This is a genomic window from Enterobacter cloacae complex sp. HYC033_NIDB, assembly GCF_056673335.1.
This window is the reverse complement of record NZ_CP115123.1, coordinates 3,000,240-3,014,304: the sequence shown is the minus strand read 5'-3', so window position 1 is coordinate 3,014,304 and position 14,065 is coordinate 3,000,240. Positions and strand designations below refer to the sequence as shown.

Here is a 14,065-nt window from a genome sequence, read left to right as displayed (position 1 = left end):
CCTCAGCTTCTGACGGGATGGTTGTAACGAGCGGAATGGCTGCTCAGCATAATCAGACCAATCAGGCCGACCACCATGGCTGCCGTTATGATGTACTGGTGCAGCAGCGCGGCGGCGAAAGCAATACCCGCCAACACCACCAGGGTGACAATAATCAGAAAAACGCGCGCCCCGCGACGCGATGCCGCACCTAACATAAAGGTCAGGATCGCCAGCACTACGCTGGCAATGACCACGCCCAGTGCGCCAATGGTGCCAGTGACGCCGGTAAGCGGCGTCCACCAGGCGTATAGCGCCACCGCAAAGGCTATTATCGCGGTCAGCAGCAGCAAAATGCTACCGACCCGCGAGGATTGAGAATGCAACATACCAGGAAACCCCCTCTAAAATGCAAAATTGACCATTATTAAGGCGTTTTCGTGAATATATACCCCTGCTGCCCGCCGCTATTAAGGGAACGCGACGTGTGGAGCGGCGGCATATTTCACTAAACGTAACTGAGTATAGAAGAGGATTTTCTTATGGGGCGTTTAATAGCAGGCATACGACGTCCTTAACCCCTTAGCCACCATAAAGAGAGCGTTATGTTACAAGACGGTTCGAAAGCTACGAGCGGGTTACGCGATTGTCTACATTATGTTTTTTAATTTCAGGCATAACGGGATAATTTCACGCCCAATAAAATAATTAAATAAGCCCCCCTTCAATATGATGGCGCCTTATGGTACTTAATAAAACGGGGTGTTTATTCTTTAATTAACAGACGTGCAGGCAGGGAAAGTCAGTCGTTATTTGTTCGTTAATTTAACAAATCCCTTTCTTAATTAACCGCCTGTTAAAGCATCGTCAAAGAATAACGATAGTTATTGCAGGCATACACATAAGGTTTTCGGTATGCAACATCAAACCCCTCCCACCCGTGACGTAATGGCGCAGCGACGACTACAGACAGATAAAAACTAAATAAGTCGTCGCCCCTCTAACAACGCGGTAAAATATGATGAATAAAGCCACAACTCTCTCAGCTAATATTACAACACGCTCTAACTGGCACTGGCAGGATAATATCTGGACGCTGGGCCTTTATGGTACAGCCGTCGGAGCGGGAACACTGTTCCTTCCCGTGGAAATCGGCACCCGTGGTCCGGTTATTTTTCTGGTTATGCTCCTGCTGGGGCTGCCGTTATCCCTGATCCCCCATTTACTCCTTTGTCGTGTATATATGCGTGAAGAGAAGACTGAAAACGGCACGTTGCCGATCTTCGGCTCCTTCTTCAGCGGAAGGGGTGAAAAGCTGATCACCCTGTTCTATTGTGTGACCTTCTTCCCGGTAACCCTGGTTTACGGGGTGGCGCTGATTAATGCGCTGAGTAATTTACTGGTGGAGCATCTGCATATTACCGCCATCAGCCGTGGGCCATTGTCGTTTATCGTGGTTGCTGCGCTGTATGTGGTGCTTAGCAAGGGCCGGGACAGAGTCGTGGCCATTATGAGCGCACTGGCGCTGCCGTTCGCGGCATCTGTACTGCTGATCGCCGTATCACTTATCCCGGGATGGCATCTGTCTAACCTGACCGATACGGCCGCTGAAATGAACGCCACGCCGCTGCCGGTAACGCTGAAAAATATCTGGCTGACGCTGCCGCTTATTACCTTCTCGTTTTGCTGCGCGCCTATGGTCTCCCCGCTGAGCTCTTACTACCGGGAGAGGAAAGCGGAGGGTGAGAAAAAGGCACTGTTCGTGATCCGTATCGCCTACTTAGCTATCTTCGCCAGTATCCTCTTTTTCGTGCTGAGCTGCGTGCTGGGGATCCCCCATGACAACTTTGTGCGAGCGAAGGCGGAAAACCTGAATGTGCTGTCGGTGATGAAGGGAAACGGTGATTTCAGCCTGATTTACCACATTGCCCCGCTCATCGCTATCATCGGTATGACGAAATCCTTCCTCGGCGTAGGTCTGTCGGTCGCACAAACGTTTGGCCAGTTGGCTGCCAGCGTATCCGGCAAAAAGGCCAACGCCAGCAAGCGGCTGGCCTCTCTGGCGCTGTTCCTGCTGACCTATGGCATTGTTTATGCCAATCCGGATGTGCTCAGCCTGATTGAAATGTTCTGCGGACCACTGATCGCGGTGATCCTGTTCCTTATCCCGGCGTACCTCATATACACCCGCCCCTCGCTGGCAGAGCTTCGCGGCGTGACGGTGTTTTTGGTCGTATTGGGGGGGCTGGCAACGCTGTCTGCATTGCTCTGGACAATGCTTTAGTCTGAACGCCGTTTGACTGTACCCATATACAGTAGTATTTTACGTTCAGGCTGAATCACATGCGTAATATCCATAAGGTAAACAATCATGTTTGTGGAACTGGTTTATGACAAGCGAAACGTACAGGGGCTGGAGGGAGCCAGGGAAATCATTCTGGCCGAACTGACAAAACGCGTGCACCGGATTTTTCCTGATGCCAGCGTGACGGTTAAGCCAATGCAAGCGAACGGCCTGAACAGCGACGCCAGCAAAAGCGACCGTGAAAAGCTCAACCGCATGCTTGAGGAGATGTTCGAAGAGTCGGACATGTGGTTAATACAAGAGTAACCGGGCGCAAAGCCCGGTTCTGGCTTCGGGAGACAAAGAGCATACAACGTTAACTTTGCGTAATTTCTTCCGCTATCGCGACGTACCGATTTACGCCTCCATGGTTCCCCCAGCATAATCCCACCGATCCAATTGTAAGACATATCCAGCGCGCGCCACATTTTCTTCCTGCCTTGTACTTTCAGTCTGACTGACTGGAGGTTTCTGTGTGTGGCCTTTTATGAAGAATCCGGTTTGGGGTTATTCGAGGTAGCCCGCTGAAATGGAAACGTGAGCAAGCTCATCCGCTATGAACGAGGAACGGACGATCTAAGGGGTGTTCATTTCCTGGCCATTCGTTTGCCAAGAGCAAAGCAGACCATTGGCAGGGGAAGCGTCACTACCAGCAGCATCCATAGCAAAGTATATACTGTGTCCACCCCGTCATTTTGCAGATTGGTATACAGCTTTACCGGTATACCCTGCGGGAAATAAGCAAAGATCATCACGATCCCGAACTCGCCTACCGCGCGAACCCAGGCGAGTGTTACGGCAGAAGCCAGCCCAGGCAATGCCAGGGGTAATGTAAGAAAACGAAAGCGGTTCCAGGGAGAAGCTCCCAACGTTTGTCCCGCTTCAAGAATATTTTTGGGAACAGTGGCAAACGCCGAACGCGACACCACGATAAAATAAGGCAAAGCGCCGTAAACCTGAGCCAGCACAAACGCCGCCGGATTATTTACCAGCGTAGCTCCCAACAGTGAAAGCCAGCGGCCAAACACGCCATAAGGCCCGAAAGCCGAAACCAGCAAAATCCCCATTGCCAGCGGTGGCGTCAGCAGAGGGATCATCACCAGCAGTTCACCGATCAATCGTTTTCGACCCGTGGCTTGTGACAGCCACCATGCCACCGGCATGCCGATAAGAATGATAATTCCGAGTGCCAGCACACCCAGTCCCATAGAGACGGCAATGGCGCTGTCGTCTCGCCAGGCCAGCTTCAGATGATGCCAGGGCGTGACGCTAATCAGCGTGATAAAGGGGATACTTAACAGCAGGATAGCGGGCAGAGATAACCACCCCGCCACCCAGCCCGGTTTTCTTAGCGGGCGTATAAGCTGTCTCCTTTAGGTTCGGCGTAGCCAAACGCTTTGAACAATTTCTGCCCCTCGGCGCTTTGCATGAACGATACGAACTTTTGTCCCTGTTCTACACCATTCGGCGCGTTTTTCAGCACCGCCGCATAGAACACCATTGGTTGAGTGTGCAGAATTTGATCCTGGCCTTTACTGTCTTTAATGGTAAAACTGACGGTGTCATACCACTGTTTCGTCATCGCCGGGTTGCTGAGGTTTATTTCATCCGGCAGCGCGACATACGGCAAATGCGCTGAGCGAACTTCACTCTCGTATCCCGCTGCTGCATCCACCTGACCGCTTTCCAGACGCGCCAGCAGCCCTCCTTCCTGATGAGTCTGCTGTGGGTTTTGCAGCGAGCCTAAAATTTTATCGGTGATGCCCGGCATGTTGTAATACTTTTCCGCCAGCATCAGGCTAAACACAATATTCTGGCCTTTTGGGTCGACATAAGGATCGGTGCGGCCAAATGAGACATCTTTCTGCGTCAGCAGAGTCAGCCACGAGCCGTCTTTCTTTCTGTTGGCCTGTTCAAACTGCGCTGCATGTTTACCCTCAGGACTGTAAGCGACCACCATGCTGGTACTGGCGACAGGGACCGCCTCATCTATCAGCCCGGCGTCTTTGAGAATTTGCATCGGCCCCGGGGTGATGGAGACAAACACATCGGCCTCAATTTTGTGGCTTGCAAGCAGGCGTGCCATCCCGTATGCACCCTGGCCCTGCCCCTGATAGCCGTCGTTATTTGCTCTGGAAAAAGCCGGACCTAACCCCTGGTCCATTACTTTGCCCATGGAACCGGCATAAGTCACCCTGATATCCTTTGCCAGCGCCATGGATGGCATTTGCAGCAGCGCAACCGCCACCAGCGCAACCTGCATTCGTTTCCTGGCCATAAACACCCTCTCGTTATATATTTTTTTATATATCGAATTTTCCAGAAAAATCACCGCAATGACAACCTCCTCAAGCGCGCCGTTGATGCAAGGTTGAATAAAAGGAAATCGGTCTGGGTGGTGCATGGTCAACTTAGTCAGATGTTGTCATCCAAATGTGGGCAATTGTTCATGAAACATGCTGCGTAAACTCCTCGTGGCTTTGCGTAGAAGAATCTTGAACTCATTGTCATCAATGTCTTTTGCACAGTTGTAGCCCAACTCGCTATATAGTTAAATATATAGAGATTAAATAACTTCTGAGGGTTGTATGAATTTGTATATGTTTTATGTCGGCGGAAATGCCGGTAAATCCAATATTGAAGTCCACGACATCCAGTTTGTGGCGGCACGTAAGCCCAATGATGCCTGGCCTGCACTGCGTGAAGCATGGTTTGGTGATAGTGATAAAATTCATATAGACGGCTATAGCCGTATCACGTGGGCCGACGGATACTCTGTCACGCTTTCCCCGGAGCCGCCCCAGTCTACGAAGAGATTATTTTTCGTCAATGCGGGTGGTTACAGGCCGGATACGCTTGCAGAACTGCACGAATATGATCTGTTCGTCGCCGAAAATGCCCGGCAGGCTAAGGAGAAAGCATTACTAACGCTACTTTGCGGTGTCGATCAACAACATAAGGATAATTTAAAAGAGGTTGATGATTGCCTGTTGCTTGAAAAGGTTGGAGGGTTGTTTATTCATCTGACACCCTGCGATACAGGGCACCGCGATCTTCCAGAGTGGCAGGGATATTTACCGATAGGCGCATGAAACTGCATAAAGAGACGCATCGCTTCAGGATGAAACAGGTCCCCTTTTAGTATTGCTCAGGATGCCCCTCGAGTCTGAGGGCGTACTGTTCATTGAATATTTACGCTTTTGCGTCTGGCTGTTTTACTGCATATCCAACATACGTCTTCTTTAACTGATCCAATGTTTCCGGCACCAGGCTCGTCCCCCGTTCAAACCGGCACATTATTCGTTACCAGGATGGCAATGGCATGGCGGCCATCGCCGTGTCGTTGCCGCTGGTGGGGCCGAAGCGCATTTCGGAACAGGTGATGGCCAGGATAGCGATAAGCTGATTAGATCAGAATGTGTAACTCATGCTTACCGAGACGCTACGCGGTTCGCCATAGACGGCAGAGTCATCAAGGTATGAGTAGTATTCGCGGTCGAACAGGTTACGAACGTTTGCCTGCACCGCCAGCTGTTTCGTCAGCTGATACTGCGCGAACAAGTCGACGAGCGGATAGCTGCCCTGATAGAGGCGCTGCGTCTCGCCGTCCGGACCGGTGACATCTTTGTACACCTGATTCTGCCAGTTCACGCCGCCGCCTACGGTCAGATCCGGAAGCGCCGGGACGCGGTAACGGCTGAACACCTTAAGCTGCGTCTGCGGCGCAAAGCTGTTGAAGCGGCCATCTGAATCACGGGCAACATAGCGGGTCGCGCTGAAGGTAAGCTGTAGATTGTCGGTAACGGCACCGTTCACCTCAAATTCCGCCCCTTTGCTCACTGCGCCTTTGGTTGCGCGATAAGCTTGTTCGCTGGATCCATTAACGAATACCCCGCTGATTTCCTCCCCCGCGTTCTCCTGTTCTATGCGGAATACGGCAACGTTGGTGGTCAGTCGACCGTCCATCCAGTCTGCCTTCAGGCCGGTTTCATAATTTTTACCGGTGACGGGAGAGAGCCATGCACCCTCTTTCGTGCGTTTGGTTTGCGGGGCAAAAATTGAGGTATAGCTGGCGTAAGCGGAAAGGCTGTCGTTGATGTCATACACCAGCCCGCCGTAAGGGGTTGTGTTGTATTTACGCATATCGCCGCTGCTGCCATCTGAGCTGTACTGGGTATAACGTGCGCCAACGATTAGCGACAACGGATCCGCCAGCGACAGGCGTGCCGCCGTATACGCCGATTTTTGCCGCACGATATCATCCGCATTTTGATACCAGTCGCCCCACTCCGGCTCGGCCACGCTGCCGTCCCAGCTGTTGTTGAAGATGCCAATCTGAGCACTGTCCATTGGCCCGTCTTTGCTGAAGGTAGCATTGTGCTGTCGGCTATAGTTGGCTCCGGCCATCAGCTGATGTTGACGCCCGAGAAGTTCAAAAGGCCCGCTGGCGTAGGCATCAAAGGCGTCCAGAGTGCGCTTGCCGCGATCCTTACTACCCCAGCCTGATGCGCCTTCTCCGGTGGTGGCGTCCGGATTGCCCATCACATAAAGCAGGGTATCATTGAACGTTTGCTCGCCGTGGGTTCCATTGAAACGCACCGACCAGCCGTTATCCCAGTTGTGGGTGAGGTTAGCAAAAACTTTACGCGACTCAACGGAGTATCCCGTCCAGTCTGCCGAGGTATTGACGTTGCGATCGTAATGGGTACGGCTGCCGTTACTGTACAGGCTGGGTAATCCGCCCCAGGTCGGGTTGGCTGTGTTTGTTTGCTGATAGTCCCAGCCCAGCGAGGCCGTCGTGTGTTCCGTTACATCGCCTTCAATGACGCCATAGAGAAATTTCTTGCGCTTGCCATATCTGTCAAGCCAGCTGTCCTGATCCTGATAACCTGCCACGACGCGCCCACGCAGGCTGCCGTCGGAATTGAGGGGCGCGGAGATGTCGCCCACATAACGCTGTTTGTTCCAGCTTCCGTAACTTGCGCTGACGTTGCCCCTGAAGGTTTTACTGTCGGCACGTTTACGCACCATGTTCACCGTTGCTCCCGGATCGCCAGCGCCGGTCATCAGGCCGTTTGCGCCACGCACAATCTCTATACGATCATAAATGGCAGTATCTTCCTGCGCATCGCCAAAGTTCCACGCGTCGCCCATTGATGTGGGGATCTCATCGTAGGCGAAATTGGTGATTTCAAAGCCGCGGGAAAAGTAGCTGGAACGCTCGCTATCAACCTGCTGCGACGAAACGCCGGTGGCATTGGTAAGTACCTGGTCAATGGTTTGCAGGTCTTGATCCTGCATACGCTGGCGCGTCACGACGCTGACTGACTGGGGGATATCGCGCGGGGTCAGCAGCATTTTGGTGCCTGAACGCGTGGTTTTTACCGCATAATCCTGCTGCGAGTCGGCGCTCCCGTTCCCGTCACCGTAGACAACCATCTCTTGTTCTTGCGTATTTTCATCCGCCTGTGCCGGGTGCATGACGGCGGACATTGCCAGCGCAAGCAGTGAAAGTGAGAAGGAAGCAGGAATTAATCCTGCGGGCGCTTTCGCGCGATTAGCCCTGCCATTAAAAATCATCATGTTACCTGTCTGTTGTTGTCGTTATGTGCAAATCATTCATCCAAATAAGAATGGAAATGATAATTATTTGCTTTATTATGCACAGGTAATTTTGTAAGTTAAATGTAAATAAATGTATATTTATCAAAATCAGCGCGGCTCGCGCATGACAGGAACAAAAAATGAACACATTCCATTGGCTAAAAGGAAAGACATGGGGCTTAAGCATTCTTACCGCGGCGTTAACCCTGAGCGCAACGGCGTCAGCAGCCCTCCCGGATTCGGCTGAGCTCAAGCAGCGCGAACTCGCTGACGGTCTGTATGAGATGGTTTACTCCCCAACGGCAAACGCGTTGTACGTTGCGAGCGCGCAGAGTTTCAAAAACGTCAACGGCGGGGTGCTCTATAAACTGGATCCCACAACGCTTGCCACGCAAGGTGAAACCCACACCGACCTGAAAAACTTCGGCATGGCAGCGGACGATAATGGCAAGGTCTACTACACCACCAACACCCTTGATGGCGGGGTATCGAAAGTGGACGTGCAAAGCGGCAAGGTGCTACAGCGCCTGATGTTTGAAGGCAAAGACAAGGATGGCGACCCGGTTGGTGCGCGTGAAATCCTCTTCCACAAGGGACAACTGTTTATCGGCGGCGTTGCCGACCCTGGGTTTATCTCCGTGGTTGATGCCAACACCATGACGCTAAAAGCCCGAATCGAAAATGCCGGGAAATGGGTGACGGGGATTATTTATTCGCCGCTGACAGACCGCCTTTATGCCGCCAATGGCGGCGGTGAAATTCTGGTGATTAACCCGGAGACGTATAAAATCGAACAGCGCTGGACGCCGGGAGATAAAAAAGCGTATTTGTTCCTGAATATGGCAGAAGATCCGGCCACCGGGCGCCTGTTCGTGACTGATGATTCAAAAGCCAAAACCACACTGGTATTTGATGAGCGCAGCGGGAAAGTTATCAAGCGTCTTAAAGGCGATGCGCTGGGAATAAAGTTTAACGCTGAGCGCAACGAAATTTTCATCACTCAGCGCGAATCCAGGAAGGTGTTGCAGCTTGACGCCGGGAGCTATGCTGTGAAAAACAGCTGGACGTTCACCAGCCATCCCAACAGTCTTCTGGTAACACCGGACGGTAAAACGTTATACGTAACCGTGAAGCAGGACTTCAATGACGACAACACGACGAAAGGCCCGGATAGTGTGGTTCGTATTTCATTAAATTAAACAATATACAGCCATCCTGTGAGGGATGGCTGACTTATAAACGTGGACGCTGAAGCAGTATCTTTAGTCCGGCCAACGGATAAAGTCGGGTTAAAGCGCCAGATGTTCTAAAGTCGCGGGGATCCTTACTGGGTAAAAGTAAAGGTGTAGCTACGTGAAGCTGGCCCCTATCCTCCTGCAAATTTCGCAGAATTAAGGATTCATTTTGGGAAAGAAAAAACCGGGCCTCGCGCCCGGTTCTGTTCCCACACTAAAAAAGCCTTACGCACTCAATCCGCGATTCTCCAGCATCGGTTCGATCTTCGGATCGTGCCCGCGCCAGTTCCGGTAAAGTTCAGCTAAATCAGTGCTGTTGCCGCGGGACAAAATCGCCTCGCGGAATTTCTGTCCGTTCACGCGCGTCAAACCGCCCTGCTCGACAAACCACTGATATCCATCGTCCGCCAGCATCTGCGTCCAGAGATAGGCGTAATACCCTGCCGCGTAGCCGCCGCCGAAGATGTGGGCGAAATAGCTGCTGCGATAGCGCGGCGGTACGGCTGGAAGATCCAACCCCTCCTTTTTCAACGCGGCGGCTTCAAAGGCTTCCACGTCTTCAACGGGCTCCTGAATGCCGTGCCAGTTCATATCCAGCAGCGCGGCGCTCAATAGCTCCGGCATGTCATAACCCTTATTAAACTGGGTCGCATTGAGCATTTTTTCCCGCAGCGCATCCGGCATCGGTTCGCCTGTTTGATAGTGACGAGCAAAGTGCGCAAACACCTGCGGATGGCTGGCCCAGTGTTCATTGATTTGCGAAGGAAATTCAACGAAATCACGCGGTGTGTTGGTGCCTGAAAGCGTGGCATAGCGCTGGCTGGCAAACAGGCCATGCAGGGTATGGCCAAACTCGTGGAACAGGGTAATCACATCATCCCAGGAGATTAGCGCGGTCTGCCCGTTCGCCGGTTTTTGATAGTTGCAGACGTTATAAATCACCGGACGCGCGGCAAACTCATAAGACTGCTCAACAAAATTCCCCATCCACGCGCCGCCCGCTTTGGAATCACGCGCGAAAAAGTCGCCGTAGAACAGCGCCATGCCTTCACCCGTGTGGTCGAAAATCTCCCACACGCGAACATCCGGGTGGTAAACCGGAATATCAAAACGCTCGACAAAGCGGATACCGAACAGCTGCGTGGCGGTCCAGAATACGCCATCTTCCAGCACGGTATTGAGCGCGAAATAGGGTTTGATCTGCGACTCATCCAGCGCGTATTTCGCTGAGCGCACGCGTTCGGCATAAAACGCCCAGTCCCAGGCCTGCACCATAAAACCACCCTGCTCGTCGTCGATGACCTTCTGAATATCCGCCTGCTCCAGCGCGGCCCTGCCGCGTGCCGCAGGAACTATCCCGCGCATGAATTCGAGCGCGGCTTCCGGCGTTTTCGCCATCTGATCGGCAATGCTCCAGCTCGCATAGTTGTCAAAGCCGAGCAGCTGCGCCTGTCTTGCCCGTAACGCGGTAAGCCGACGGATCAGCTCGCGCGTATCGTTTTCGTCGCCTTTCTGAGTGCGTTCCCAGCCCGCGCTGAACAACTTTTTACGGGTCTCGCGCAACGACAGCGCCGCCAGCGCGGGCTGTTGCGTGGTATTCAAAAGCGGGATCAGCCAGCGATCCGTCAGCCCTTTTTCTGCGGCAGCGTGAGCCGCGGCAGCCACCTCCTCCGCACTGAGCCCGTCAAGCTGGTGAACATCGTCCACCACCAGCCCTCCCGCCTTGTTCGCCGCCAGCAGGCGCTGGTTGAACTGGCTGGTCAGGGTGGCGGCTTCGGTATTCAGGGCTTTCAGCTCGGCTTTTTCATCGGCATTCAGACGCGCGCCCGCAAGAACAAAGTGCTGATACATCTCCTCCGTCAGTCGTCGGGATTCGGCATCCAGCGCCTCGCGATCCTGCCAGACGGCTTCCACGCGGGCGAAAAGCGTATCGTTTAGCCAGATATCGTTCGCCAGCCCGGCCAGTTCGGTGGAGAACTGCTCGTCCAGTGCCTGAAGATCATCGTTGGTGTGTGCGGACGTCATGGCGAAGAACACGCTGCTCACGCGTGACAGCATGGCCCCGCTCTTTTCCAGCGCCAGCACGGTATTGTCGAAGTCCGGCGCGGCGCGCTGCGCGATAATCGCGTCAATGTCTGCACGCTTCAGGCGCATTGCTTCATCAAATGCCGGACGATAATGGCTGTCGTTAATCGCATCAAAACGTGGCGCCTGATAAGGCAACAGGCTAATTTCAAAAAAAGGATTGTTGACCGACATCGTTTACTCCTGAGCACGGTATTTCTCCCCAGAGTAGGCCAGCCTGCGCCGGCCTGCAATGGCGTCATACAAATGTTGCCTTAACGACGTGCCGGAGAGCGTGCTATGTTAGTACAACACAAAAAGCGTTGAGGAACAGTGAGATGATTATTTTAGTTACCGGGGCGACAGCGGGTTTTGGTGAAAGCATCACGCGTCGCTTCGTCGCCAACGGACACAAAGTGATTGCAACAGGGCGTCGTCAGGAGCGTTTGCAGGAGCTAAAAGACGAGCTGGGTGACAGCATTCTGACCGCACAGCTGGACGTGCGCAACCGCGCCGCCATTGAAGAGATGATTGCCAACCTGCCTGCCGAATGGCGTGAAATTGACGTGCTGGTCAATAACGCCGGCCTGGCGCTGGGTATGGAGCCTGCCCACAAAGCCAGCGTGGAAGACTGGGAAAACATGATCGACACCAACAACAAAGGGCTGGTGTACATGACCCGCGCCGTGCTGCCGGGCATGGTTGAACGTAACCGTGGCCATATCATTAACATCGGTTCCACCGCCGGAAGCTGGCCTTACGCGGGCGGCAACGTCTATGGCGCGACCAAAGCCTTTGTCCGCCAGTTCAGTCTGAACCTGCGCACCGACCTGCACGGAACCGCGATCCGCGTGACCGATGTTGAACCGGGTCTGGTAGGCGGAACTGAATTCTCCAACGTGCGTTTCAAAGGCGACGACGCGAAAGCGGATAAAACCTATGAAAATGCGAATGCGCTGACGCCGGAAGATATCACCGAAACCGTCTGGTGGGTCGCGAATCTGCCGAAGCATGTCAACATCAACACGGTGGAGATGATGCCCGTCAGCCAGACCTATGCCGGACTCAGCGTGCATCGCGGTTAATATACCCCACCCGGCCTGCGGGCCGGGTATGTGATGGCAGGGAAAAGAATGGTAGTATGTTCAGGTTAACTCTCTGAGAAATCACAACCCATGGCCGCTGAATCGCAACTTAATCCTACCCAGCCCGTTAATCAGCAAATCTATCGCATCTTACGCCGTGATATTGTTCGCTGCCTGATCCCACCGGGAACGCCACTCTCAGAAAAAGAGGTTTCGGTACGTTTTGACGTTTCCCGTCAGCCCGTACGTGAGCGTTTATTAAGCTCGCAGAAAACGGCCTTATTCAGATCCGCCCTCAGCGCGGCAGCTATGTAAATAAAATTTCGCTTTCGCAGGTACGGAATGGCTGTTTTGTTCGCCAGGCCATCGAGTGCGCCGTGGTGCGTCGCGCCGCGTCGCTCATCAACGATAACCAGTGCTACCTGCTGGAGCAAAACCTGCATCAGCAACGAATCGCCATCGACCGCAAACAGTTAAACGACTTTTTCCAGCTGGACGACGAGTTCCACCAGAAACTGGCGCAGATCGCCGAGTGCCAGCTCGCGTGGGATACCGTCGAAAACATCAAAGCTACCATCGACCGCGTGCGCTACATGAGCCTCGACCATGTTTCTCCGCCAGAGATGTTGCTGCGCCAGCATCATGATATTTTCAGCGCGCTGGAAAAACGCGACGTGGAAGCCGTAGATAAAGCGATGACGCTTCACCTTCAGGAAATTAGTGAGTCAGTTCAGTTAATTCGCCAGGAAAACCGCGAGTGGTTCAACGAAGAATAAAACCTCGCCGCCTCCTTTCGGTTGCGGCGAAGTAATTAGCGGACCACTAATACCGGAATAGTGGCGTAGCGCAGAATAGTTTCAGCATTTGAACCCAGCAGATGGGTTGTAATGCTCGGATTTTTTGATCCGATAACAATAACGTCGTATTTCCCCTCTTTGCTGAGCTTGATGATTTCATCGCGTACGTTGCCGAAGCGAACTTCACAGTCAATATTGTCCGGGGACATATCAAAGAGCCGTTTCAGCGCCTTCATCTTCTTATCAGACTCGGCGGTCATATACTCTTCGAACTTCTTAATATCGGCATTGAACCCCCGCAGTAACGAACGGCTGCTGTTAGGGAGAATGTTGACCAGGGTGATCGTCGCGCCTTCCGCCTTCGCGAGGTTGACCGCGTGGCGTACCGCTTTATCGCTCAAATCCATTTCAAACACATCAACAGGCATCAAAATTTTCTTATACATAAGCCTGACTCCTTTTCCGATGAAGGGTTATTTTCTGCCTCCAGAATGACATTGTGGATATAAACAAAGCCTAAACACTTGCACCCGGAAACTATCAATTAAGGAAAATAACTGTCCGCTTTGTAAAGTGGTGTCCTGAACCGTCAACGCCTGCATGAAATAAGAAAAAAGTGTGAGCTTGATCAAAAGCAAATAATTTCGTTAAAGAGAGGCGTATTAATAGTGCCCCGTGAACGGCAGCCGTTGAATTAGCGCCGTAACGGATAAGTACGAGAGGAGAAAATACCATGATGACATACGACCGTAACCGAAATGCAATCACCACTGGCAGCCGCGTCATGATTAGCGGCACAGGCCAGTTCGGCGTGATTAAAGCGATCCACAGCGACGGCCTTAATGCCGAGCAGGTGCGCCGTGGTAAAACGGTTGAAGTCGAAGGATGCGAAGGTAAGTTCGAACCGATTGAGCTGATTCGCCTGGGGATGCACTAAGCTGCGCCCCGACATGCCGC

The 14,065-nt window shown here is 52.9% G+C and carries 12 protein-coding genes and 1 pseudogene; 7 read left to right on the top strand and 6 right to left on the bottom strand.

The genetic code is table 11. The features are described 5' to 3' along the window. Window positions 1–2: 2 nt before the first annotated feature. Window positions 3–368, bottom strand: a complete 366-nt coding sequence (locus O1721_RS14570) for a hypothetical protein (RefSeq protein ID WP_032648202.1) — start codon at window positions 366–368, stop codon at window positions 3–5. Between the two features lie 632 nt (window positions 369–1,000). On the opposite strand from O1721_RS14570, the gene O1721_RS14565 reads away from it, so the two are divergent. Then, entirely contained in the window at window positions 1,001–2,263 is a 1,263-nt protein-coding gene (locus O1721_RS14565) for an amino acid permease (RefSeq protein WP_020480531.1), read from the top strand. Window positions 2,264–2,350: 87 nt separating this feature from the next. After that, window positions 2,351–2,590, top strand: a complete 240-nt coding sequence (locus O1721_RS14560) for a DinI family protein (RefSeq protein WP_003857390.1) — start codon at window positions 2,351–2,353, stop codon at window positions 2,588–2,590. Between the two features lie 320 nt (window positions 2,591–2,910). Here O1721_RS14560 and O1721_RS14555 read toward each other — a convergent pair whose 3' ends face one another. Continuing rightward, complete coding sequence (locus O1721_RS14555; protein ID WP_032648201.1) at window positions 2,911–3,657, bottom strand: molybdate ABC transporter permease subunit; 747 nt, start codon at window positions 3,655–3,657, stop codon at window positions 2,911–2,913. Window positions 3,658–3,671: 14 nt separating this feature from the next. Then, window positions 3,672–4,586, bottom strand: a complete 915-nt coding sequence (locus O1721_RS14550; RefSeq protein WP_032648199.1) for an extracellular solute-binding protein — start codon at window positions 4,584–4,586, stop codon at window positions 3,672–3,674. 325 nt (window positions 4,587–4,911) lie between these two features. On the opposite strand from O1721_RS14550, the gene O1721_RS14545 reads away from it, so the two are divergent. After that, complete coding sequence (locus O1721_RS14545) at window positions 4,912–5,415, top strand: DUF1543 domain-containing protein (RefSeq protein ID WP_023296544.1); 504 nt, start codon at window positions 4,912–4,914, stop codon at window positions 5,413–5,415. Between the two features lie 319 nt (window positions 5,416–5,734). Here O1721_RS14545 and fhuE read toward each other — a convergent pair whose 3' ends face one another. Beyond that, window positions 5,735–7,903 carry a ferric-rhodotorulic acid/ferric-coprogen receptor FhuE gene (gene fhuE, locus O1721_RS14540; protein ID WP_032648198.1) on the bottom strand — a complete coding sequence of 723 codons (2,169 nt, stop codon included), beginning with the start codon at window positions 7,901–7,903 and terminating at the stop codon, window positions 5,735–5,737. Window positions 7,904–8,067: 164 nt separating this feature from the next. Between fhuE and O1721_RS14535 the strand changes: the two genes are divergently transcribed. Continuing rightward, entirely contained in the window at window positions 8,068–9,126 is a 1,059-nt protein-coding gene (locus tag O1721_RS14535; protein WP_017384534.1) for a YncE family protein, read from the top strand. Between the two features lie 261 nt (window positions 9,127–9,387). Here the strand turns inward: O1721_RS14535 and dcp are convergent, their stop codons facing one another. Next, complete coding sequence (gene dcp / locus O1721_RS14530) at window positions 9,388–11,421, bottom strand: peptidyl-dipeptidase Dcp (RefSeq protein WP_032648197.1); 2,034 nt, start codon at window positions 11,419–11,421, stop codon at window positions 9,388–9,390. A 143-nt stretch (window positions 11,422–11,564) separates the two neighbouring features. Between dcp and ydfG the strand changes: the two genes are divergently transcribed. Both ydfG and O1721_RS14520 read left to right on the top strand, forming a co-directional pair. Beyond that, window positions 11,565–12,311 carry a bifunctional NADP-dependent 3-hydroxy acid dehydrogenase/3-hydroxypropionate dehydrogenase YdfG gene (gene ydfG, locus O1721_RS14525; RefSeq protein WP_015570609.1) on the top strand — a complete coding sequence of 249 codons (747 nt, stop codon included), beginning with the start codon at window positions 11,565–11,567 and terminating at the stop codon, window positions 12,309–12,311. A gap of 90 nt (window positions 12,312–12,401) precedes the next feature. Next, a pseudogene (locus tag O1721_RS14520) lies at window positions 12,402–13,087 on the top strand (GntR family transcriptional regulator). Between the two features lie 35 nt (window positions 13,088–13,122). Here O1721_RS14520 and O1721_RS14515 read toward each other — a convergent pair. Beyond that, window positions 13,123–13,554, bottom strand: a complete 432-nt coding sequence (locus O1721_RS14515) for a universal stress protein (RefSeq protein WP_015570611.1) — start codon at window positions 13,552–13,554, stop codon at window positions 13,123–13,125. Between the two features lie 287 nt (window positions 13,555–13,841). On the opposite strand from O1721_RS14515, the gene ydfZ reads away from it, so the two are divergent. Continuing rightward, the gene (gene ydfZ, locus O1721_RS14510) at window positions 13,842–14,045 is read left to right on the top strand and encodes a putative selenium delivery protein YdfZ (RefSeq protein WP_003857405.1); all 204 of its coding nucleotides are present in this window, start codon (window positions 13,842–13,844) and stop codon (window positions 14,043–14,045) included. The last annotated feature ends 20 nt before the right edge of the window (window positions 14,046–14,065 follow it).

Bases quoted from the DNA above. Each gene is read 5' to 3' on its own strand.
- O1721_RS14570 (WP_032648202.1), bottom strand. From the start codon at position 368: ATGTTGCATTCTCAATCCTCGCGGGTCGGTAGCATTTTGCTGCTGCTG.
- O1721_RS14565 (WP_020480531.1), top strand. From the start codon at position 1,001: ATGAATAAAGCCACAACTCTCTCAGCTAATATTACAACACGCTCTAAC.
- O1721_RS14560 (WP_003857390.1), top strand. From the start codon at position 2,351: ATGTTTGTGGAACTGGTTTATGACAAGCGAAACGTACAGGGGCTGGAG.
- O1721_RS14550 (WP_032648199.1), bottom strand. From the start codon at position 4,586: ATGCAGGTTGCGCTGGTGGCGGTTGCGCTGCTGCAAATGCCATCCATG.
- O1721_RS14545 (WP_023296544.1), top strand. From the start codon at position 4,912: ATGAATTTGTATATGTTTTATGTCGGCGGAAATGCCGGTAAATCCAAT.
- fhuE (WP_032648198.1), bottom strand. From the start codon at position 7,903: ATGATTTTTAATGGCAGGGCTAATCGCGCGAAAGCGCCCGCAGGATTA.
- O1721_RS14535 (WP_017384534.1), top strand. From the start codon at position 8,068: ATGAACACATTCCATTGGCTAAAAGGAAAGACATGGGGCTTAAGCATT.
- dcp (WP_032648197.1), bottom strand. From the start codon at position 11,421: ATGTCGGTCAACAATCCTTTTTTTGAAATTAGCCTGTTGCCTTATCAG.
- ydfG (WP_015570609.1), top strand. From the start codon at position 11,565: ATGATTATTTTAGTTACCGGGGCGACAGCGGGTTTTGGTGAAAGCATC.
- O1721_RS14515 (WP_015570611.1), bottom strand. From the start codon at position 13,554: ATGTATAAGAAAATTTTGATGCCTGTTGATGTGTTTGAAATGGATTTG.
- ydfZ (WP_003857405.1), top strand. From the start codon at position 13,842: ATGATGACATACGACCGTAACCGAAATGCAATCACCACTGGCAGCCGC.